This is a genomic window from Desulfitobacterium metallireducens DSM 15288 (assembly GCF_000231405.2).
Classification (GTDB): Bacteria; Bacillota; Desulfitobacteriia; order Desulfitobacteriales; family Desulfitobacteriaceae; genus Desulfitobacterium_A; species Desulfitobacterium_A metallireducens.
The window spans coordinates 2,482,419-2,503,324 of sequence record NZ_CP007032.1; the positions used below are offsets into that span (position 1 = coordinate 2,482,419).

Here is a 20,906-nt window from a genome sequence, read left to right on the forward strand (position 1 = left end):
CCTCCTAATTAGAGAATTGATCATCTATACTAACGACGCAAAAGCTGTGTCAAGAATCCCCGTATTCCTGCCGCCTTGCGCGGAGGAGCGAGATAAAGTCCGGAGACTGAACCGGCAATCCATTGGATACAGCGGTAGGCTGAGCTTGTAGGATAAGCTATAGCCAAGGGCTCTTGATTCATGATGGCCTTGCCCACTGAAGGATCTTCATACACCCACCCCAGTAAACTCACTGACCCATGTAAGAATTTATGTACAGCATTTTCTAAGCGTTCAAAGGTTAATCGGGCATCAGTTTCCTGCGCAACACGGTTGACGACCACATTGACTTTTATCTTTTTATCTTCCGGATCTTCCGGATCTTCCGGATCATCCGAGCTCAGCGCTTTCAGCATCCCATAGGCATCAGTAAGCGCCGTTGGCTCTGGTGTCGTGAGCAGGATTATATCATCTGCCGCTTTCAAGAAATTCGTCACTGTATGTCCGAGTCCTGCACCCGTATCGATGATCAGGATATCGGTCAGCCCTTCCAAACGCCCTAAATTGCGAATTACATTTTCAAGATTAGCCCGTTCAATATTGGCCAAATCTTGTACGCCCGAACCACCCGGCAAGATACCTAGTCCTTTGGGCCCATAGACTAATATTTCTTCAATTGTTTTCTCACCACTTAAAAGGTGTTCGAGTGTAAAATGAGGCGTTACGCCGCAAGCAATATCAACATTGGCTAGGCCCAAATCACCATCGAGAATGATGACACGGTAACCCATATCAATCAACGCTAATGCTATATTCACGGTGAAATTCGTTTTACCAACTCCACCCTTACCACTTGTCACAGCAATCACACGGAGCGAGCCCTTATGTGCTGGATTCTTTTGGATAGCCATTTTTCTTAAGGCGGTTGCTTGATCATGCATGTCGATTCTCCTCCCCAAGAATATAACGGGCAAGCCGTTCTGGGGTTGCCGCCTCAATATCGTCGGGGACGTTTTGACCGTTAGTGAGATAGGCAACCGGTAAATTCGTCTGCTCAATAAGATTGAGGATTGAACCCCCATTCACTGTTTCATCCAGTTTTGTGAAAAGAAGGTGCGTACACAAGGGCTCAAAGCGTCGAAAAACTTTGAACTGATCAGCCGAATGCATTGTTGCACTGAGAACCAAGATGGTTAACTCCGGTTGGGCTTTATCCAGAAAAGACTTAAGCTCTGACATGTGAAGTTCATGATGCGGGCTACGACCTGCTGTATCCACAAAGATAAGTTCCTTATCGCTATGACTCGTAATTGCATCTTTTAATCCTGAGGGACTCATCACAACATCCACTGGAACCCCGATAATTTCACCAAAGGTTTTTAACTGCTCAACCGCAGCAACCCGGTAGGTATCTGCCGTAATCAAGGCGACACTCCGTTTATCCACAATGCTAAAACCAGCTGCCAATTTACCGATCGTCGTCGTTTTACCTATGCCTGTAGGCCCAACTAAAGCAATGACCCGCGGCTTTTTAACCCCAGGTTGAATCGTTGCCGTGTTATGGCAAATCGTTTGAATTTCCTCTTTCAGTTTCGCTCTAACTCGAGAATCTGTTGTCCAATCTTCTTCTCTTAAGTTTTGCTGTAAATAGCGCATCAGTCGTTTGACTAATTTAGGCTGTACTCCTCGATCTTGGAGCAAATCCGCCCATTTCTGTAAGGGCACTGGCCAAATGACCTGTTCTCCGCCAAACCCCTCCATTTGCTTGTTCATTCGATCGAGAAGTTTACGCATGGAATATAACTCTTGCTCCAGAGATACCGTTTTTGAAGTTTGTGAATTTTCCCGCGCTAAAGAATTCCCGGAAGAATCTAAATGAGGGACTTGTGCTTCGGTCCGTGTTTGAATTTGAGGCTGAAGTCGGTAAACAGGTTCATTCGTAACACGCGTTTGTACGGTACTTCCTGAACTTATCGGCTTCTTACTCACAGGCTGTTCTTCGATAGCCGCCGTGATTTCCACCTTAGGCTTACCAAAAAAGCCAAATAAGCCGCCTTCGCGGAACTGACGTGTCTGCAGAATGACGGCGTCTGATCCCAAATCCCGCTTCACTTTACCCATAGTTTCTGCAACATTATCTCCTACAAAACGTTTAACTCGCATTTCCAGCCACCACCATTCCTACAGCCTGTACTTGAACTCCATGAACAAGTTCGTTATATGATAAAATGATCAATTGCGGAAGTTGTCTCTCCGTCACACGCTTCAAATTGATTCGCACCACGGGAGCACAAACCAGTACTGGATTATATCCTTTGAGCATCATTTTTTCAATTTCCTTACTCAAAGATTGCATCAAACCCTGGAGGATGCGTGGATCAAGCGTCAGATAACTTCCAAAATCTGAAGGTTGAATACTATCGAGTATTTGTTGCTCGAGTTTCGGTTCGAGCGTAAGCACAGGAAGATTTTTATCAGGCCCTAGCAATTGTTGCAAAATCTGTCGGGATAACCCTTGCCGCACATATTCGCTTAAACGGTCGATATCTTTTGTTCCTGACGCGTAATCCGCCAAGGTTTCGAGAATCGTGACCATATCCCGAATCGTTACTCTCTCTCGTAAGAGATTGCTGAGAATTTTTTGAATCTGACCCAAGTTAAGATGCTCAAGTGCATCATCTACTGCAGCTGGGGCTTGTTCCTTCGCATGATCGAGTAGGATTTTAACATCCTGACGGCTTAAGATCTCCCAAGCATTGCTCTTGATGACTTCAGTCAAATGCGTTGCCAAAACGGTAGGCGCATCAACCACAGTATACCCAGAGAGCTCTGCCTGCTCACGATAAATAGCACTAATCCATTTTGCATCAAGCCCAAAGGAAGGCTCCTTCGTCGGGATACCTGGAATACTTTCATCCTCGATCCCACTGCTCATGCCCAGATAATGGTCAGCTAATAACTCCCCGCTTGCCACCTCAGCCCCTCTAATTTTAATTATATATTGATTAGGCTGAAGGTTCATGTTATCACGGACCCGAATGACCGGTACAATGAACCCTAGCTCACTCGCCACCTGACGGCGGATCAGCACAATTCGATCAAGGAGATCTCCGCCTTGCTGCGCATCGACTAAGGCAATCAAAGCATACCCCAGCTCGAGCTCCATATTATCGACTTGAAGCAGATTAAGCACATTTTCAGGCTTTTTACTTTCTTCAATTTCAGTCTCTCGTGCTGCCGCGCTTTCATCAACCACGATTTGTTTCGTGTTTTTTTGCAAGTATACTCCTGCAGCAACCATGATTGCTGCAACAAGGAATAAGGGAAGCATCGGCAATCCAAAGAATGCCAAGAAAACGAGTACACCTGCTGTAATAAATAAGGCCTTTGGACTTCTCATGAGCTGTTTTGATAAGTCGTGTCCAAGGTTTGTATCCGAAGTAGCACGCGTTACGATCAAACCCGTCGAAGTCGAAATTAAAAGGGCGGGAATCTGAGTGACCAAGCCATCCCCAATAGTCAAGAGCGTATACGTTTGAAGGGCTTGCATCATCGATTCTCCCCGTAAAAAAACCCCCGTGATAAAGCCACCAATAATATTGATAAAAAGGATAATAATACCGGCGATGGCGTCCCCTTTAACGAACTTACTGGCCCCATCCATAGCTCCGTAAAAATCAGCTTCTTGTTGAATCTTTTTTCGGCGATCTCTCGCTTGAAGCTCATTAATAAGACCTGAATTTAAATCAGCATCGATGGCCATTTGTTTACCTGGCATTGCATCCAAGGTAAAACGAGCAGCGACTTCAGATACTCGCTCTGAACCTTTGGTTATAACCAGGAAATTGACGATAACAAGGATAATGAAAACGACTAAACCAACGACAACACTACCCCCGACCACAAACTGTCCAAATTGCAGTACGACCTCTCCTGCATAACCATTTAAAAGAACGAGCCGGGTTGTGGAAACGTTCAAGGAAAGCCTGAACAAGGTCATAATCAGTAACAATGAGGGAAGTGCGGAAAAGTCTAAAGGATCAACAGTAAACATGGAGAGCATTAAGATCAGAACAGACCCCGAAATACTTAGGGTCAGTAAGATGTCAAGGAGAAAGGATGGGAGCGGAATAACCATCATGACGACAACGGATACGATTCCGACCGCGGCGAGGACGTCTGTGTTAGCTGCTAGGCGTTTGCCTCTGCTAATGTTGGTTGTTGCCAAGAATCTGCTCCTCCTTTCTGCAAAGTCGTAGTTGGTAATGAAGGGTGATCTGAGGTCTATTGTCTGGGATGGCGGCGAAGCGCTTTGCTCGCTCATCAAGGCGCCCGGGGCTACTCACTTGGAGACTCCGCTACCTCGCTAAACCTCAGGGTAATACCTGATGTGAACCACAGCTCGGCTTCACGCTCCGCTGCCTTCGTTCACTTACGCCCCTCTGCTTAATTCTTCGCTCCGCAAATCGCTTCGCCTGTCTTCGCATTATCTATAGCTCGGCTCGGCTTTGCTTTAATGCATGTCCACTTATTCTCCTTTGGAGAATATCGTCGTTTAGAAAAGTTACGCTGTTGGGCGCTTTTTCTTTAGGCGGTAGACGAAAGCGAGGACTTCTGCGACGGCTTTATAGAGATCCGCAGGTACGGCTTGTCCGATTTCAACTTGGGCATAGAGCGCACGGGCCAGCGGTTTATTTTCTAAGATAATGATACCATATTCTTTGGCATTTGCCCGGATTCTGAGGGCGACTTGGTCAGCTCCTTTGGCGACGACATAAGGAGCAGGATTTTTTTTAGCATCATAACGAAGGGCGACTGCAAAGTGAGTTGGGTTTGTAACGACAACGTCTGCAGATTTTAGGTCCTGCATCATCCGACTCATTGCCATTTCTCGTTGTTTTCTTCGAATTTCTGATTTGATTTGTGGATTTCCTTCGGATTGTTTAAATTCTTGCTTCATTTCTTCATGGGACATGCGTAAATTTTTCTCATAATCCCACCATTGATAGAGAAAGTCGATGACTGCGATTAAAACAAAGGATATGGAAATCTTCCAGGCAAGGCTCATAAGCGCGTTCCCGATATACATGGCGGCTTGAGCGATACTCAGTTGTTGTAAGGCGGGATAAACTTGGAGATTATCCCGTATGGTGGCATAAAGAAAATATCCAATAAGGATCACTTTAAGTAAGGATTTAAAGAGTTCCACCCAGGCTTTTACCCCAAACATTCTTTTGGCTCCACTGATTAGACTAATTCGAGAAAGTTGAGGTTTAAGGGGTTCAAGGGTAAATAGGGATTTCACCTGCAGATAGTTGCTGGCTGTCGCAATCAGGGCCCCAACAATAAAAATGGGACCGACGACTTGGATCCCTACCCAAAGCAAATTGATCATGAGGGTTGATATAGACTGCACATTCCAGTCAAAAGGAAGGCCATAGACGTATTGGAAGAGTCCACTCATTTTGGTAATCATCGTGGGAAGCCAATATTTCAAAAGAGCCACAAACCCCAGGAGCATAAAAGCGGACACCATTTCCTGGCTCTTAAGGACTTGTCCTTTTTTACGCGCGTCCTGCCGTCGTTTCGGAGTGGCCTGTAACGTCTTTTCACTCATTGTTGCCACCCCTTATACAGATCGAGGATCCACGTCATACTTGTATTAAACAAATGACTCACCGATTGTCCAAAGAAAGGAAGTGCGAAGATCAAGATAACAAACCCAAAAATAATTTTAACAGGAAAAACGACTGTAAAAATATTGAGTTGCGGTACGGCTCGAGATAAAAGCCCAACCCCTATATCAGCAATCAGCAGGGCCCCGAGTATGGGAAGCGCCAGCTGGATAGATAAGGTAAATACGGAGGTGATTAAATGAACCCCATAATCGAGACCCATCGGAAGACCTGCTGGGTTCACTGGTATATAAGCATAACTTTTCACCATTGCGGCAATGAGGTAATGATGAGAATTCGTAGCAAGCAAGAGCATCGTTGCCATAATAATTTGGAAGTTTCCCATCATTGCGCTTTGCACACCATAAACCGGATCGATCGCGCCACCCATCGTAAATCCCATCTGAAGGTCAATCAATTGCCCAGCTCCTTGGACAATTGCGGAAATGCAATAGGTTAAGAAACCAATAACAAGCCCAACTAGGACTTCTTTGACCACTAACGCGGCGTACATCCAAACATCGTCAGGAATCTGTGGGGCAGAGGCTTGAATCAGAGGATACATAATAACCGAAAGTCCACCCGCCAATCCTATCTTCACTATGCTCGGAACTCCTCGAGCTCCAAAAACCGGAGCGAGCATAATCATTCCAGCCCACCGAGATAGGATAAGTAAAAAGAGAGAAACATTCCATTGCAAAAATTGAGCGAGCCCCATGTCATCATCTCCGACTAGTAGTTGCCGAACGTTGCGAGTTGGCTAAACAAATTTGAGGTATAGGTTGTTAAAACAGTCAACATCCACGGTCCGAGAAGGAGCATCAAGGCGATAATCGCCAAGATTTTGGGAATAAACGATAACGTTTGTTCTTGGATGGAAGTCATCGCTTGAAAGATGCTGACCACGAGACCCACTAGCAAGCTCACCCCTAAGATCGGCCCACCCACGAGCATCGCAGTGCCGAGAGCCTCTTTCGCAAGATATAAAACTTCATTCTGGCTCATCAGCATCCCCCCTCTTAAATAAAAGCCTAAAATTTGTCGCAAACTTCAAAAGACCTATTACCGTAGCTTATCGCACAGAAGTGAACGATTTATGTGGAGGAGCGATAAGGCAAACGTCGCTTTCGAGTGGTAGCGACGCCAGTGGTTCACTTCAGGTATTACCCTGAGGTTTGGCAGAGCTCACTTGAAAGCTAGATTGCCAGCTCTGGAGCACTAAGTGAACGGATGTGCGATAAGCTACCTTTAATGAAAACTCGTAACCAGCGACTGAACGACCAAATTCCAACCATCCACCAAGACAAAAAGCAAAAGCTTAAAAGGCAAGGAGATCATCATCGGAGGAAGCATCATCATCCCCATGGACATCAGTGTACTGGACACAATCATATCGATAACCATAAAAGGAATAAAAATAGCAAAACCCATTTGAAAAGCAGTTTTTAATTCACTAATAATAAACGAAGGAATAAGGACGTAGGTCGGGATATCGTTATAGGTTTTAGGGCGCTCTATTTTGGCCATTCCTACAAATAATTCGAGATCCTTTTCACGGGTCTGTTTAAACATAAAGGTCCTTATCGGCGCTTCTGCCTTACTCAAGGCTTCCGTCTGGGTAATCTGACTATTCAAATAGGGTTGTAAGGCCTGAGTATTTACTTCATTCCACGTCGGTTGCATTACAAAAAAAGTAAGAAATAAGGCTAGTCCAACCAAAACCTGGTTTGGAGGCAATTGTTGAGTCCCTAAGGCATTACGAACAAAGGACAAAACGATGATAATCCGAGTAAACGAAGTCATCAGCACAAGAATTGCAGGAGCGATGGAGAGCACGGTTAGAAGCAATAGGATTTGCAGTGATGTACTCGTTTGCTCTGCGGTCGTTGCACCTAAATCTAACGATAATCCTGCAGCAAGCACTGGGCTCGCCTGCTGTAAGATTCCAAACCCCAAAACGCCCCAGCCTAACGCAAATTTCATTAAGCGACTCTTAAGGAGGTTCATTTTTCAACCTCCTTCATAAGGCGTTCGAGTTCCTTGGAGAAGGAATCTTTCTCTGTGCGTTTCTTACCACTGAAAAGCTTCTGCATGAGTTTACTGATTTCACCTTCTGCTCTTTCCACAGGTCGATTTGCAAGCTCATCGAGAATTTCTGTCGCCAACTCTGGATCATCAATTTCCGTAAGTTTCTCAATGTGATGGTCTGTCCCACCCAGGACTTGTAACTTACCGGCAATCTCGACCAGATAGAGCGATTGTTGTCCAAAAAGAATTTGTCGATCTAAGACTCTAGCCCACGGCGCGTTCATCCCCCGCATCGCCGAATTATTCAGACGGCGAATCATTCTTAAGGCGACAAACAAGATAATTAAAAAGATAAGTACCGTTATCACAATGCCCCACCAAGAAGAGCTGGTAGCCTGAGGGGTTACCGTCTCACTAGGAACCCATGGTTGACTTTCAAAATCTGACATACTTTATTTCAGTGCCTTAGCTACTGCCTCAAGTACGCGATCCGCTTGGAACGGCTTCACAATAAAGTCTTTTGCACCCGACTGAATGGCATCAATGACCATCGCTTGCTGACCCATCGCACTACACATAATAATACGAGCTTCAGGGGCGCGTTTACGGATTTCCCTAACAGCCTGTAAGCCATCCATTTCTGGCATGGTGATATCCATAATCACGAGATCTGGAGTTAACTCCGTATACTTATCCACGGCGATTGCACCATTCTCCGCTTCACCTACAACGTTATATCCATTTTTAGACAGAATATCCTTTACCATCATCCTCATAAACGCTGCATCATCAACAATTAACACATTTGCACTCACAAGTGTTCCTCCTCATCGCCTTCGGCGTAATTTTCAAACGTTGTTCTGCTTCTTTATTGAATACTTGTCATCCGTTCACTGGGTTGAACAATATCTGTAATCCGGATGCCGAACGTTTCATTAATGACAACCACTTCGCACTTAGCCACTAATTTACCATTAACAATCATATCAACAGGTTCTCCTGCTAAACGATCGAGTTCAATCACTGAACCTGGACCGAGTTCCAAAATCTCTTTAATTGTCTTTTTGGCCTTCCCAAGCTCGACGCTGACTTGAAGGGGAACATCGAGAATCAACCCGAGATTGTCTTGACTAACGGTAAGATTTGTCGGTCTCAATGGCGCAAATTGGGCCGGTTGAACCGAAGTGGGCGGATAATTCGGTTGGGGCGGAGGACTAGAAGGCATCATCGTTTGAGTCCTCGGTTGAACGGGTTGAGTCTGAACCGGCTGCGGTTGAACAGGTTGTGGCTGCACCTTCGGTTGTGATTGTGCTTTTGCTGGTGCCACAGATGCAGGAGCCTCTATCGTCCCCATCAGCTTAGATACCATCCCTTTAGCCACCGAAACCGGGATCACTTGGATTAAGATACTATCGATAACATCCTCGACAACCATCCGAAAAGAAATTCGAATCAAGGGTTCATTTGGCGGAAAAAATTCATGGTTTTCTTCCCCTAAATCATTAAGAACCAATTGCGGAGGCGTAATATCAACCATGGAATTAAACATTGTGGACATCGATGTAGCCGCGGAGCCCATCATTTGATTCATGGCTTCCGAAATTCCACTAATCTGTAATTCTGAAAGCTCAGGTGAAGGATTTTTACCATCCCCGCCCATCATCATATCAACGATAACCGATCCATCCCGTTGGGACAAGATAAGAAAATTAGAGCCTTCAATTCCTGCCTTATATTTGACATCCACGATGACCGATGGAATTGGGTAATCTTTGCGAACTTGTTCAGCATTTGTGACATCAACCTTAGGTGTCGTAATATCGACTTTCTTACCTAAAAGCTGGGATAAAGTCGTTGCTGCAGTTCCCATGGAGATATTGGCAATCTCGCCAATAGCATCCTTCTCCATTTCCGTAAATTCCACGACCGGTTCCTCTGCAGAAGGCTCTGGCGTCATCGTTCCTCGGAGCAAAGCATCAATTTCTTCTTGGGAAAGCATCCCGTTACCCATCTATATCCCCTCCTTCTTCTTCGACAGTTTCTGTTAATTGAACAGCAAGATGTTCCCCACTTAAGCCAGGAACTCCCCGAAACTTTTTATAGTTCCCGACATAGATCGAGAGGGCATTTTCTACCCCTTGCTGGAGAGGAATCACATCTCCTGGTGCAAGTTCTAAGAGATCTCTGACCGAAATTTCAGTCTGTCCAAGCAGTACAGTCGTATCAATCTTGGCCCATTGAATTTTCTTGCGGATCATTTTGACCTGTTCTGGACTTCTCACCTTGGCCTGTGTCGCGAACAGGAAAAAGGTACTTAGTTTTTCCAGGATGGGTTCAACCACCAAATAGGGTAAACAAAAGTTGATCATCCCGATCGCTTCGCCCACTTTTACTTCAAGCGTGATCAACACAACCATCTCATTGGGTGCCACGATTTGTGTAAATGAAGGGTTCGTCTCTAATGTCCTGAATTTCGGGGTGAGCTCTGCCACATCAGCCCAAGATTCTTCGAGTAGTTCGATCATTTGACTCAATCGATGTTCCATAATCGTACTTTCGATCTCGGTTAGATCCCGATTCTTTTCAGAGGTATTTCCTATCCCCCCTAGTAACAAATCAATAATCACAAAGGCTAACCCTGGACTCATCTCCATGAGCAACGTGCCTTCGAGGGGCTCAAAATTGAAAATCCCGAGAATCGTTGGATTAGGCAGAGACCGGATAAATTCGTCATACGTAATCTGTTCAATAGAAAGCACTTTGGTCTCAATTACTGAATGCAAATGTCCAGATAAATACGTGGTCAGCGATCGGCAATAGTTCTCATGAATATTCTGGAGAGAGTGAATCTGATCTTTGGAGAACTTATTCGGTCGTTTAAAATCATAAACTCGGATTTTCTTTTGCACCTTGGTCGTTTTTATTTCTTCCGCATCCACTTCCCCTTCGGAAAGTGCGCTTAGCAGTGCATCAATTTCCGCCTGGGATAGAACGTCTCCCATAAGATCCCCCCTCTCAACCGTTTACTTTATATTGGCTATACCTACTGATAAATGAAGGTAAGGAAAAGGATGTCCTGAATTTTATTTCCTGTCACTTCATTCAATTGATCAATGAGTTCTTTTTTCAATTGATCCCGATTCTGTGGCTGCATGTCTTTTAGCGATTTACTAGACAACACCGTATTGATGCGATCTTTAATAAAACTGGTTTTCGCTTTAATATCAACATCTGATTTCTTACCGGATCCCACAACAGAAATCTGCGTTTTTAAGAAAGATCCTCCTTGTAAATTGACCGTAAACTCTCCAATTTCAACAACGGGCCCATCTTGAACGACTGCTTGCGTTTGTGTCGTTGTTGCTGTTTTCGGAAAAAAGAGGGTTTGAACCCCAATTGTCCCTCCAACTCCGATGGCAAGCCCTAAGACAGGGGGAAGTATCTTCGCCATTAGACTCTTTAGATTCATTCCTTCGACTCCTCTACTTCTGAATACAAGGGATGGCATTGCTGATGAAACTTCGCAATTCTTGCGATCAGCTCATCCAAACGTTCTGAGACGATATATTTATTTCCACCCGTCAAGGTAATCACCGTGTCCGGGGTTTCTTCCATAGTTTCAATCAGGTCACAGTTCAGAACAAATGTCTTTCCATTGAGACGCGTCACATAAATCATAAATAAGTTCCATCCTCTGTTTCAGACTTCTGTTGTTCCTGTTGTCGGATAAAAATGACCTGACCTGTTTCATCAAGGGCCTTCTGTTCGCGACGTTGTTCCTTCAGCCAAAACGCCGCTTCTTGCTTTTCTTTGAGCTTTTTGAGTTTTTCCTGTTCCTGATGAGCGTTTCTTACCCGTAAACGTTGCACATCCACAACTTTTTCTTGAAGTTCTAATTCCTGCTGTAACTTGCGAAGCTGTTGAAGGAGGCTAACTGCATACTCTTGCCAACTTCCTAAATGCTCGGGTTCTTTGAGTCCTGCTTCTCTCTGACCTTCTAATGCCTTTTGCCATTGTTTTTCCTTATCGATACAGAACGTTTTTTTTTGGTGAAGCTTCTCCAGTTCTTTTGCTAAGCACCGACGTTCATTTTCCAACTCACGTTCGGCCAAACGTAAAGGGGCGTCCAACCGAAACTTAAATTGCGGCATGGCTTAAGCATCCTTTCATCTGCTCTAACATCTCTACAAAGCTCACTTTTTCATTCACACCTTGACAAAGGAAACCTTCAATGCCGTCATTATGAGCGATAGCATCATCAATTCGCGGACTACTTCCCGAAACATAGGCTCCGATGTCAATCAAATCTTTAGCATCCTGGTAAACTGCGAGATATTCTCGAAAGCTCCCCGCCATGTTCTGATGTTCAGGGTTTACAATATCCGACATCACCCGACTGACAGATTGCATAATATCAATTGCCGGATAATGGTTTTGAGCCGCCAAATCCCGCGTGAGCACGATATGTCCATCCAATATCCCCCTTACTGCGTCGGCGATGGGTTCGTTATGATCATCCCCGTCAACTAAAACGGTGTAAATCCCCGTAATACTTCCTTCCTGGGACATTCCCGACCTTTCAAGAAGTTTAGGAAGGAGCGAGAAAACGGAAGGAGGGTAACCCCGAGTTGCTGGCGGTTCCCCCGCCGTTAATCCTACTTCCCGCTGAGCCATCGCAAAACGGGTCACGGAGTCCATCATCAGGAGAACATTTTTTCCGAGATCTCGGAAGTATTCAGCAATCGCAGTCGCCGTGTAGGCCGCTTTTAACCGTACTAAAGCCGGTTGATCGGAAGTCGCTATAACCAGGACAGAACGCTTCATCCCCTCAGGTCCGAGATCCTTTTCAATAAAGTCTCGCAGTTCACGGCCACGTTCTCCCACGAGGGCAATAACGTTAATATCAGCGGTACAATTTCGGGCCATCATTCCCAAAAGTGTACTTTTTCCCACGCCTGAACCCGCGAAGATCCCGATTCTCTGTCCTTTTCCAATCGTTAGCAGGCCATCCACCGCTCGAACCCCAACACTCAAGGGATCACGAATACGCGGACGTAAAAAAGCGTTGGGAGGTGAATTTTGAAGCGGATATTCGCCTCCTTCACAATCCAGAGGACGCCCATCCAAGGGATGTCCTAACCCATCTAAGATGCGGCCCAATAAGCTCGGACCTACCCCCACTGTGAGCTTATGTTGCTGGGGAACAACCCGATCTCCCGGAGCGATCCCCTCTAACTCAGCTAAAGGCATAAGTAACGTCGTCGAATTGCGAAAACCAACCACCTCAGCGGGGATCTCTGCCCCCTCACGGGTGATAATTTTGCAGTACGCACCAACACTTACCCGAGGTCCATCCGATTCAACCATCAAGCCGATGATCTTAGCCACACGACCTTGTGGGATAATGGGTTCCATATTCTGTACTTTATCGGCCAGTCTGTTCCAATCCCTCATGATTTAATTCCTCTCCCAGGAGTTGTTCTAGATGAGACAATTGAAGGTCTAAACGCGAATCGAAAATCCCTTCAGAACATTCTAAAAAGCTATCCCCCGGATGGAGGGTATCATCGGCAACATAGGTAAGATTCAGCTTCGTCTCAGTATTGGTTTTCTGGAGCCAAACAAAATCTTCGGGTGAAACATGTAATCTCCAGCCCTCCCGCTCCTGTGGAAACAACGTAAGCGCTTTGATCTGATTTTTAAGTAATTCAGGATTAATATTCAGGCTTGCGCGGGCGACCCGTTCGGCGATCATCAAACTCAGATGAAGAAGATCGTTATCGACTTTTTTAAATTCCTCTTGTGCCGCGTTTTGGACACGGTGAAGAAGCATCTGGGCCTGTTCCACTTTCTCTGCGACTTCGTGTTCTCCCTGAGTTTTGCCGGCGGCGTATCCTTCAGCCTGCCCCTGAGCAAACCCTTTTTCATACCCTTCAGCTTGAGCTTTAGCCGTTACTTCCTCACTTATCCGCTGCTTTAGTTCATCAGCCTCAACCTGAGCCTGTGCCCGGATGTGTTCAGCCTCAGCTTCCGCCTTTTCTAGAAGGCTCTGGGCTTCAGCTTTTGTCTGGTTCATCAATTCAGAACGATCCGCTTCTTGAATGCTAGCTTGCTTTTGCTCACCCAAGGGTTCAATTGAACTGCCAAAACTGACAACTCCAGTCTCAGATTCCATAACATCTCTCACAACTGCCAGATGCCCACCTAAGAGCTGAAAGCCCTCGAAATTATTCTCAACTAAACGCGGGATCGAAACTTCAACTGCTTGGCTTTTTACTACACGTGATTTAATAAATGAGTTCATCGCCGCCACCTCTCGAAATCACAATAGCACCACTTTCTTCAAGTCGCCGAATAACCTTAACAATTCGCTGTTGGGCGTCTTCAACATCGCGCAAACGGACAGGACCCATGAATTCTATATCTTCTTTCAGCATCTGAGAAGCGCGAGCCGACATGTTCTGCATGATCTTCTCCCCAACTTCCGGATTCGAGCCTTTGATAGCCAAGGCCAAGTCTTTCGAATCCACTTCCCGAAGGACCAGCTGAATTCCCCGGTCATCCAGCATCACGATATCTTCAAAGACAAACATTTGTCGTTTCACTTGTTCTGCAAGTTCTGGATCATCCATTTCTAAGGCATCCATGACCACTTTAAGAGTCCCGGGATCGCTCCGGTTAAGGATATCTACGACGCTTTGGATCCCTCCTGAGGTTGTATAGTCGGTTGGAGCAAGACTCGAAATCTTGCGTTCGAGAATCTTTTCAATTTCCTTGAGTACATCTGGGCTAGTCCTTCCCATCAAGGCGATTCGGCGGGTGATATCCGCTTGCTTTTCATGAGCAAGACTAGAAAGAATTGTGGCCGCCTTATCTGATGGCAGATGCGTCATAATTAAGGCAATGGTTTGCGGATGCTCCCCTTGTATAAAGGATAAGAGTTGCTTAGGATCCGTACGTCGCACAAGATCAAATGGACGCATCTTAAGCGAGGAAGAAAGTCGGGAAATAATATCAAACGCCTTCTGCTCACCTAAGGCTCGTTCCAAAACATCACGAGCATAATCAATCCCGCCTTGAGCGATATAATCATTCGCAATACACATTTGATGGAATTCATCTACAACATTATCTCGCTGCTCAGCCGAGATTTTATGAACATTCGCCATCTCTAACGTTAATTGATCAATTTCCGTCTCAGTGAGATGCTGTACAATCTTTGCAGATTTATCTGGGCCTAGGGCAATCATCAGGATTGCTGCTTTCTGAATTCCATTTATACTCTGGGTCATTCCTATTTTTCCTCCGCTAACCATGTCTTAACGAGTTTCGCCACATCATCCGGATTATTTTCTGCGTAAAGCTCAACCGCTTCCTTAACTTTTTGCTTCTCGATTTCTTCCGCTGATTTCTTCTTTTTCTGAGCAAGTTTCAGATCTGCTTCTCTCTCAGCTTGCTGTTGGGCCTGTTGTTGGGCGAGTAAAAGTTCTTCGGCTGCAGCGAGCGGAACCGGTTGAAGTTCACCACTCAAGTCAAAACCTCCAGCCTCTGCTTTTCGCTTAGAACGCATACGCAAAACTAAGAAGATAAATACCAAGGCGAGAAGAGCTCCTATTCCCAACTCTACATATCTTAAAAGCTGTTGATTACGTGCAGCCGCATCTCTTTGTTGTTGCTCTTGATCTATTCCCGTCTTATCGAAGGGCAAAGCGGCAACTTCGATCTGATCTCCTCGAGTGAGATCAATCCCGCTGGCTGAAGCGACAACCGTTTGAATCTGAGCAAGTTGAGCATTTGTTACTACATCAGAATCGGCCATAATGGAAACCGACAAACGTTTAACTGATCCAGGCGCTACGACACGCTGTTCCTGGGTCGAATCCACTTGGTAATTCCGGGTGGAATCCGTTTTCGCAGAAGTCGAGGTCGACCCATTTGCGGTTGTACCCACATAACCCGGAGCAACATTCGGCGTTACGCCCGGGGTCGCTCCACCTTGTGCATTATTAGCCGTGTTTTCCGTACTGTTCTTTTCACTGACCACAGCACCGGGTCCGTTTTTTGTAGAATTGATCGACACTTGATCAAAATTGAGCACTGCATTAGCTCTGACGACTGTTTTCCCCGTTCCAAAAACACGATCTAACATACTTTGAAGAGACTTCTGAAGGTCGGTTTCCACTTTTTGTTGAAGCTGGAGCTGGGTTACGGTTAATTTTTTAGGATCACTTTCGCTGCTTAGAACATCGGAAAGCGTATTACCCTTTGTATCTACAATCGTCACATTCTCCGGTTGCAGTCCTTCTACAGATCCGCGTAATAGATTAGCAATCGCCTTGACTTGTTCATCTGCGATCTCCGTTCCGGTTGCTACTTTAAGAGTCACTGCAGCCGTCGCCGGTTTTTCCTTGTCTGCAAAAAGAGAAGGATCTGGCATAACAATATGAACTCTTGCATCTTCAACTCCGGCCAAGGTCTTCAAGGTCGTTTCCAATTCAGTCTGCAATCCGAGAACATAACGAATTTTTCGATCAGCATCAGTTTCCCCTAAACGAACTGAGTTCAAATAATCGAAACTAAATTTACTTCCTTGAGGAAGACCAGCATTGGCTAATTCCAAACGCACTTCAGAGGCTTGACTTTGCGGGACCATGATCGTTGTTCCGTTATTTGCCAATTGATAATTCACTTTGAGATCTTTAAGCTTTGTTGTAATTGCCCCAGCATCAGTATCCGCTAAATTCGAAAACAGCGCGACATACTGAGGACGCCCTGCCCATAAGATCAGAGAAACTAAGGCTACCGTTACGATAAGAGGAGCGATAACGGTAATTATTTTTTGTGGACGGGATAATTTACCCCAGAATTCACGTATTGACTGCTGTATTCCTGCCCACGAAAAATTCATCAATTGCTCCTCCTTTTCTAAGATTTGTCCCCTTCAATTCTGCTTTACCTCGCGTATTAATGTTTAAATATAAACGAACTTAGATCTGCATACGCATGATTTCCTGGTAACTCTCGATGACCTTATTTCGAACTTGAACGGTCATATTCAAAGCAAGACTTGCTTTTTGCTCAGCAATCATGACCGTATGAACATCTTGGATTTGACCGGTCGCCAAGCCTAAACTTGCCGCGCCTGCATTTTTTTGCAGAGCATCAACTTGATTTAGGGCATCTGTTAAAAATTGTCCGAAATCCGAACCAGCTTTAGCCGTACCGTTTCCTGCACTACTTACAGGATTAACTTGTGAATTCTGCACCGCATTTACGGGATTGAGCAGATTCATGGGTGGAATTGGAGCGATCGCCATCTATATTACCCCCTTCCAATTTCCAAGGCTTTCGACATCATCGATTTTGACGCATTAAGAGCTGTAACATTGGCTTCATAAGCCCGCGACGCGGAAATCATATCAGCCATCTCGGTTACGATATTGACATTAGGCGTCCGCACATAACCCACGGGTAATCCTGGTTCAGCCACTTTTGCGGCATCCGGTGAATCCGGATTATATTCCACACCAAAAGGTGCCGAATCTTGCGATATCGCTGCGACCTCAACCCCATTTCCCGCCGGATTGATCGCTTGATTGAGCACAGTTGAAAAGGACGTTTCAGCCGAACGGGGAACGAATACCGCGACTTGACGCTGATAAGGAATGGGGTTTCCTGCAGCTGTCGTCTGTGCCGTTCGCGTCGTATTGATATTAGCCACATTATTGGCAATAAGATCCAAACGCAAGCGTTGTGCCGTTAAACCTGAGGCACTCGTATCAATCGCATTAAAAAATCCCATATCTCTTCTCCTTTTCTAGACACATTCCACAATAACATGCCCGATTTCATTAAGGGGTACGACCCGGTCCGCAAGGCCTGCATCGACAATGGCGCGCGGCATTCCATAAACAACACACGTTTCTTCAGCTTCAGCAATGGCGAAACCCTCAAGAGCCTTAATTTCGCGCATCCCCTTAAGCCCATCGTTACCCATGCCGGTCATGACCACACCTAAGGCCCCTTTGCCTACCTCCTTCGCTAAGGAAAGGAACATCACATCTACTGAGGGATGATAGAGTGTCGGAATCGGACTTTCGTCCCCAATATGGAGTAAGAGCTGACCATTTCGTCGCATCACTTGGATCTGTTTACCCGCTGGTGCAACATAAACCGTGCCTGCTTTCAAAGGTTCACCATGAATCCCTTCTCGAACATTCAAGGCACATAATCCATTCAAGCGTTGCGCTAACGGTCCTGTAAACCCTGGAGGCATATGTTGGGCAACAATCACGGGAACAGGAAAATTTGCGGGTAGCTGGGGAAGGACGGATTGCAAGGCCGAGGGACCTCCGGTCGATGTCCCTATGGCAACGATTTCAACGGGATGTTTAGGATGACTCGCTGAGCTTCTACTTCCTCGGTTTTCCCCAGACTGCGCTGACATTCGGTTCGATATAGGTGAAGGATTTACGCCTTTACTTTGCGGTGTTGACATAGTGCTATTCACAGCTGTTCGGCCTATTGCTCCTTTTTTAGAGAGTCGGGCTGGATCAACCTGCGCCGCTCCTTTGACTTTCGCGATTAAATCTCGGGTCAAGACCTGAAGGTCACCCCCTGGGTTACCAGAGGGTTTTGCGACAACATCAAAGGCTCCATAATCCAGAGCTTTGATGGTCGCTTGGGTACCTTCCGTTGTCACCGCGCTTAAGATAATAACAGGAGTCGGCTTCCAACGCATGATTTCATCCAAAGCCTGTAACCCATTCATTACTGGCATCTCGACATCCATCGTGATGACCTGAGGATGTAACGCTTGGAGTTTTTCGATTCCCTCACGGCCATCTCGAGCCGTATCCAGCACCTTAATCTGTGGGTCCTGACTTAAAATCTTTTGTAGCATTCCTGTAACAAGAAAAAATGAGCTTTGAAAAAAAGATGACCTCACGTTAAGCTTTGAGAGGACACACTGTTGGCCAACAGAATCCAATCAAAAAATACCGGAGGTCATCCAGATGAATTTTACACAAAACGAGAAACTAAATCAACTTTCAGAAAGTAGTATTGTCATTGGAGTGGACATCGCAAGCGAACTTCATTATGCCAGAGCTTTCGACTGGCGAGGAGTAGAGCTAGGGAAAGTATTCAAGTTTGCAAACACTGCAGAAGGATTCAAAGACTGCTACGCATGGATTGAACGGCTAAAAAGGCAGACACATAAGGACTCCATAATAGTAGGCGCAGAGCCAACCGGCCATTACTGGTTCAATCTAGCATCATATTTTAAAGAGCAAAGCATTAAGCTAGTCCTGGTCAATCCATTTCACGTAAAACGTAGTAAAGAACTGGATGACAATCATCCGAGCAAAACGGATGCCAAGGATCCTAAAACAATCGCTAAGCTGGTGATCGAGGGCAGATTCAATGAGCCTTACATTCCGGAAGGGATCTATGCGGAATTGCGAATAGCTACGGCTTGCAGAATGCGCATACAAAAGGATATGAATAGCATAAAAAATCGCATCCAGCGGTGGCTAAAAATATACTTTCCCGAGCATGAAACGGTGTTTGCTAAATTTGATGCCACAAGTAGCATGCTGGTGCTGCAAGAAGCCCCTCTACCCAGCGATATTGAAAAACTTGGAGCAGAAGGAATAAACCAAATTTGGAGGGACAACAAACTGAGGGCAGTGGGTATGAAAAGGGCTAAGAGCCTGTATGAAGCTGCTCAAAAGAGCATTGGTTGCACCGAAGGAGAGTTTTGTTCCCGAATGGAAATCAAGCTATTACTCCAAGACTATCATAATAAAACAGCACAATATCAAGCGATCACAGAGGTCATTGATGGTTTGTGCAGTCAAATACCAGAAGTAGCAAAGCTACTTGAAATTAAAGGTGTGGGACTGGTTTCAGTAGCTGGTTTTATCTCTGAGGTTGGAGACATTAGACGCTTTAATTCTCCGAAGCAGATTCAAAAACTTGCCGGATTGGCCTTGCGAGAAAGCAGCTCAGGCAAGCACAAAGGACAGACCACGATCAGCAAACGGGGGCGAGCGCGACTGAGGGCAATTCTATTTCAAGCGGTGATGCCACTAGTCTCTAACAACACAGAGTTTGCAGAGATACATAAGTATTACACGACAAGAAACAAGAATCCTCTCAAAAAGAAACAATCGCTAATCGCCTTAAGCTGTAAACTGATTCGGGTATTCTATGCAATATTAACGAAAGGCATAGACTACGACCCGCAAAAGCTAATTAAAGACATCCATCGTCCCGTTGAGTATTTAGCAGCGTAACAGAAAGTGCAAATAAGCAGTTCTGTTGGTAGGCGTCACCACAGAATGTACCCAAATCATAGTAATCTAACAAGATAAAAGAGCTGGTAGTCAGTCAACATATTATCCATTAGAGCAAAGACTCGGTTTTGTAGCATTACTGACACCCAATCATGGATAGGTGGAACGAAGGAATTTAGGGCAGATGTGTTAATCTTGACCCTGTTAGACATGGGAGGTTTACCACCGTGAGTATAGTGGGTTTACAACGGCCAACATATTAAAAATAGCAGACGTTGGCTTTGCCATACTCAGTTTCTCTGAATTATGCATTCTATGCGAATTTTATCCGTGATGAGCTTTTTAGGTAAGTTAGGAATTCTATGAAAACAAGAGAAAATCAAAGTAAATCCCAAGATATTATAGGGAGGGTTAAACGCATAAAGGGAGAATCATCGACAATAAGAACCGTGATTGGCGCATTAGTTGCCGGACTCATGGCTCATCTCTCCACCCATAATATGTTCGAGGTCAAGCAGAATCAAAAGCCGATCTCCAATCTTTCCTACACCCCGAATATAGTGGGAATCCACGCCCATGGCAACTGACGGTGGCGGTTCAATCGCATCCTCTTCAAGTCGAAGAACTTCGGTCACAGCATCGACCCGGATACCAAAAACCTTATTATTCACTTCTAAGACGATAATACGGCTGAGATCGGTTTCTTCAGCATGTTCCATACCAAAGCGATTTCTTAGAGAAACGACAGTGATAACATTTCCCCGGAGGTTAATAACACCCTCGACAAAACTAGGTGCCTTGGGGACCCGAGTAATGGGAGGAATACGGATAATCTCTTGAACTAGCATAATATCGACCCCAAATTCTTCGGATCCGAGGCCAAAGGTAACGAGTTGCTCTTCTGGCATGGGTAAGCCCTCCTCTT

The 20,906-nt window shown here is 45.4% G+C and carries 23 protein-coding genes; 1 reads left to right on the forward strand and 22 read right to left on the reverse strand.

Going from position 1 to position 20,906, the window contains the following annotated elements:
- Positions 1 to 29: 29 nt before the first annotated feature.
- From DESME_RS12105 to DESME_RS12205, 21 genes are all read right to left on the reverse strand, one after another.
- Positions 30 to 920 carry a MinD/ParA family protein gene (locus tag DESME_RS12105; RefSeq protein WP_006716701.1) on the reverse strand — a complete coding sequence of 297 codons (891 nt, stop codon included), beginning with the start codon at positions 918 to 920 and terminating at the stop codon, positions 30 to 32.
- Entirely contained in the window at positions 913 to 2,142 is a 1,230-nt protein-coding gene (flhF, locus tag DESME_RS12110; RefSeq protein ID WP_006716702.1) for a flagellar biosynthesis GTPase FlhF, read from the reverse strand. Before flhF ends, DESME_RS12105 begins: the two co-directional genes overlap by 8 nt.
- Positions 2,132 to 4,207, reverse strand: a complete 2,076-nt coding sequence (gene flhA / locus DESME_RS12115) for a flagellar biosynthesis protein FlhA (RefSeq protein ID WP_006716703.1) — start codon at positions 4,205 to 4,207, stop codon at positions 2,132 to 2,134. Before flhA ends, flhF begins: the two co-directional genes overlap by 11 nt.
- A gap of 336 nt (positions 4,208 to 4,543) precedes the next feature.
- On the reverse strand, positions 4,544 to 5,596 hold the full coding sequence (flhB, locus tag DESME_RS12120; RefSeq protein WP_006716704.1) for a flagellar biosynthesis protein FlhB: 1,053 nt from the start codon (positions 5,594 to 5,596) through the stop codon (positions 4,544 to 4,546).
- Positions 5,593 to 6,372, reverse strand: coding sequence for a flagellar biosynthetic protein FliR (gene fliR / locus DESME_RS12125; RefSeq protein WP_006716705.1), 780 nt, complete (start codon positions 6,370 to 6,372; stop codon positions 5,593 to 5,595). The genes flhB and fliR overlap by 4 nt, the downstream gene beginning before the upstream one ends.
- Before the next feature lie 14 nt (positions 6,373 to 6,386).
- Positions 6,387 to 6,659 carry a flagellar biosynthesis protein FliQ gene (gene fliQ, locus DESME_RS12130; protein WP_006716706.1) on the reverse strand — a complete coding sequence of 91 codons (273 nt, stop codon included), beginning with the start codon at positions 6,657 to 6,659 and terminating at the stop codon, positions 6,387 to 6,389.
- 243 nt (positions 6,660 to 6,902) lie between these two features.
- Entirely contained in the window at positions 6,903 to 7,661 is a 759-nt protein-coding gene (fliP, locus tag DESME_RS12135; protein ID WP_006716707.1) for a flagellar type III secretion system pore protein FliP, read from the reverse strand.
- Positions 7,658 to 8,131 (reverse strand): FliO/MopB family protein, encoded by a 474-nt coding sequence (locus DESME_RS12140; RefSeq protein WP_006716708.1) that lies wholly within the window; start codon positions 8,129 to 8,131, stop codon positions 7,658 to 7,660. The genes fliP and DESME_RS12140 overlap by 4 nt, the downstream gene beginning before the upstream one ends.
- A gap of 3 nt (positions 8,132 to 8,134) precedes the next feature.
- Complete coding sequence (locus DESME_RS12145) at positions 8,135 to 8,497, reverse strand: response regulator (protein WP_006716709.1); 363 nt, start codon at positions 8,495 to 8,497, stop codon at positions 8,135 to 8,137.
- A 53-nt stretch (positions 8,498 to 8,550) separates the two neighbouring features.
- On the reverse strand, positions 8,551 to 9,693 hold the full coding sequence (gene fliY / locus DESME_RS12150; RefSeq protein ID WP_006716710.1) for a flagellar motor switch phosphatase FliY: 1,143 nt from the start codon (positions 9,691 to 9,693) through the stop codon (positions 8,551 to 8,553).
- A complete protein-coding gene (gene fliM / locus DESME_RS12155; RefSeq protein ID WP_006716711.1) occupies positions 9,686 to 10,684 on the reverse strand; it encodes a flagellar motor switch protein FliM in 999 nt (332 codons plus the stop codon). Before fliM ends, fliY begins: the two co-directional genes overlap by 8 nt.
- Before the next feature lie 41 nt (positions 10,685 to 10,725).
- The gene (locus tag DESME_RS12160; protein WP_006716712.1) at positions 10,726 to 11,151 is read right to left on the reverse strand and encodes a flagellar basal body-associated FliL family protein; all 426 of its coding nucleotides are present in this window, start codon (positions 11,149 to 11,151) and stop codon (positions 10,726 to 10,728) included.
- Positions 11,148 to 11,360 (reverse strand): flagellar FlbD family protein, encoded by a 213-nt coding sequence (locus DESME_RS12165; RefSeq protein ID WP_006716713.1) that lies wholly within the window; start codon positions 11,358 to 11,360, stop codon positions 11,148 to 11,150. The genes DESME_RS12160 and DESME_RS12165 overlap by 4 nt, the downstream gene beginning before the upstream one ends.
- On the reverse strand, positions 11,357 to 11,833 hold the full coding sequence (locus DESME_RS12170) for a flagellar FliJ family protein (protein WP_006716714.1): 477 nt from the start codon (positions 11,831 to 11,833) through the stop codon (positions 11,357 to 11,359). Before DESME_RS12170 ends, DESME_RS12165 begins: the two co-directional genes overlap by 4 nt.
- Positions 11,820 to 13,136 (reverse strand): flagellar protein export ATPase FliI, encoded by a 1,317-nt coding sequence (gene fliI, locus DESME_RS12175; protein ID WP_006716715.1) that lies wholly within the window; start codon positions 13,134 to 13,136, stop codon positions 11,820 to 11,822. Before fliI ends, DESME_RS12170 begins: the two co-directional genes overlap by 14 nt.
- The gene (locus DESME_RS12180; protein WP_006716716.1) at positions 13,108 to 13,986 is read right to left on the reverse strand and encodes a FliH/SctL family protein; all 879 of its coding nucleotides are present in this window, start codon (positions 13,984 to 13,986) and stop codon (positions 13,108 to 13,110) included. Before DESME_RS12180 ends, fliI begins: the two co-directional genes overlap by 29 nt.
- A complete protein-coding gene (fliG, locus tag DESME_RS12185) occupies positions 13,970 to 14,974 on the reverse strand; it encodes a flagellar motor switch protein FliG (protein WP_006716717.1) in 1,005 nt (334 codons plus the stop codon). Before fliG ends, DESME_RS12180 begins: the two co-directional genes overlap by 17 nt.
- 2 nt (positions 14,975 to 14,976) lie before the next feature.
- The gene (gene fliF / locus DESME_RS12190) at positions 14,977 to 16,590 is read right to left on the reverse strand and encodes a flagellar basal-body MS-ring/collar protein FliF (RefSeq protein WP_006716718.1); all 1,614 of its coding nucleotides are present in this window, start codon (positions 16,588 to 16,590) and stop codon (positions 14,977 to 14,979) included.
- Positions 16,591 to 16,669: 79 nt separating this feature from the next.
- A complete protein-coding gene (gene fliE / locus DESME_RS12195; RefSeq protein WP_006716719.1) occupies positions 16,670 to 16,999 on the reverse strand; it encodes a flagellar hook-basal body complex protein FliE in 330 nt (109 codons plus the stop codon).
- A gap of 5 nt (positions 17,000 to 17,004) precedes the next feature.
- Positions 17,005 to 17,484 (reverse strand): flagellar basal body rod protein FlgC, encoded by a 480-nt coding sequence (gene flgC, locus DESME_RS12200; protein ID WP_006716720.1) that lies wholly within the window; start codon positions 17,482 to 17,484, stop codon positions 17,005 to 17,007.
- Between the two features lie 15 nt (positions 17,485 to 17,499).
- The gene (locus DESME_RS12205) at positions 17,500 to 18,585 is read right to left on the reverse strand and encodes a protein-glutamate methylesterase/protein-glutamine glutaminase (protein WP_084553230.1); all 1,086 of its coding nucleotides are present in this window, start codon (positions 18,583 to 18,585) and stop codon (positions 17,500 to 17,502) included.
- A gap of 112 nt (positions 18,586 to 18,697) precedes the next feature.
- Between DESME_RS12205 and DESME_RS12210 the strand changes: the two genes are divergently transcribed.
- A complete protein-coding gene (locus DESME_RS12210; RefSeq protein ID WP_006715219.1) occupies positions 18,698 to 19,981 on the forward strand; it encodes an IS110 family RNA-guided transposase in 1,284 nt (427 codons plus the stop codon).
- Between the two features lie 461 nt (positions 19,982 to 20,442).
- Here the strand turns inward: DESME_RS12210 and DESME_RS12215 are convergent, their stop codons facing one another.
- Positions 20,443 to 20,889, reverse strand: a complete 447-nt coding sequence (locus DESME_RS12215; RefSeq protein WP_006715965.1) for a chemotaxis protein CheW — start codon at positions 20,887 to 20,889, stop codon at positions 20,443 to 20,445.
- Between the last annotated feature and the right edge of the window lie 17 nt (positions 20,890 to 20,906).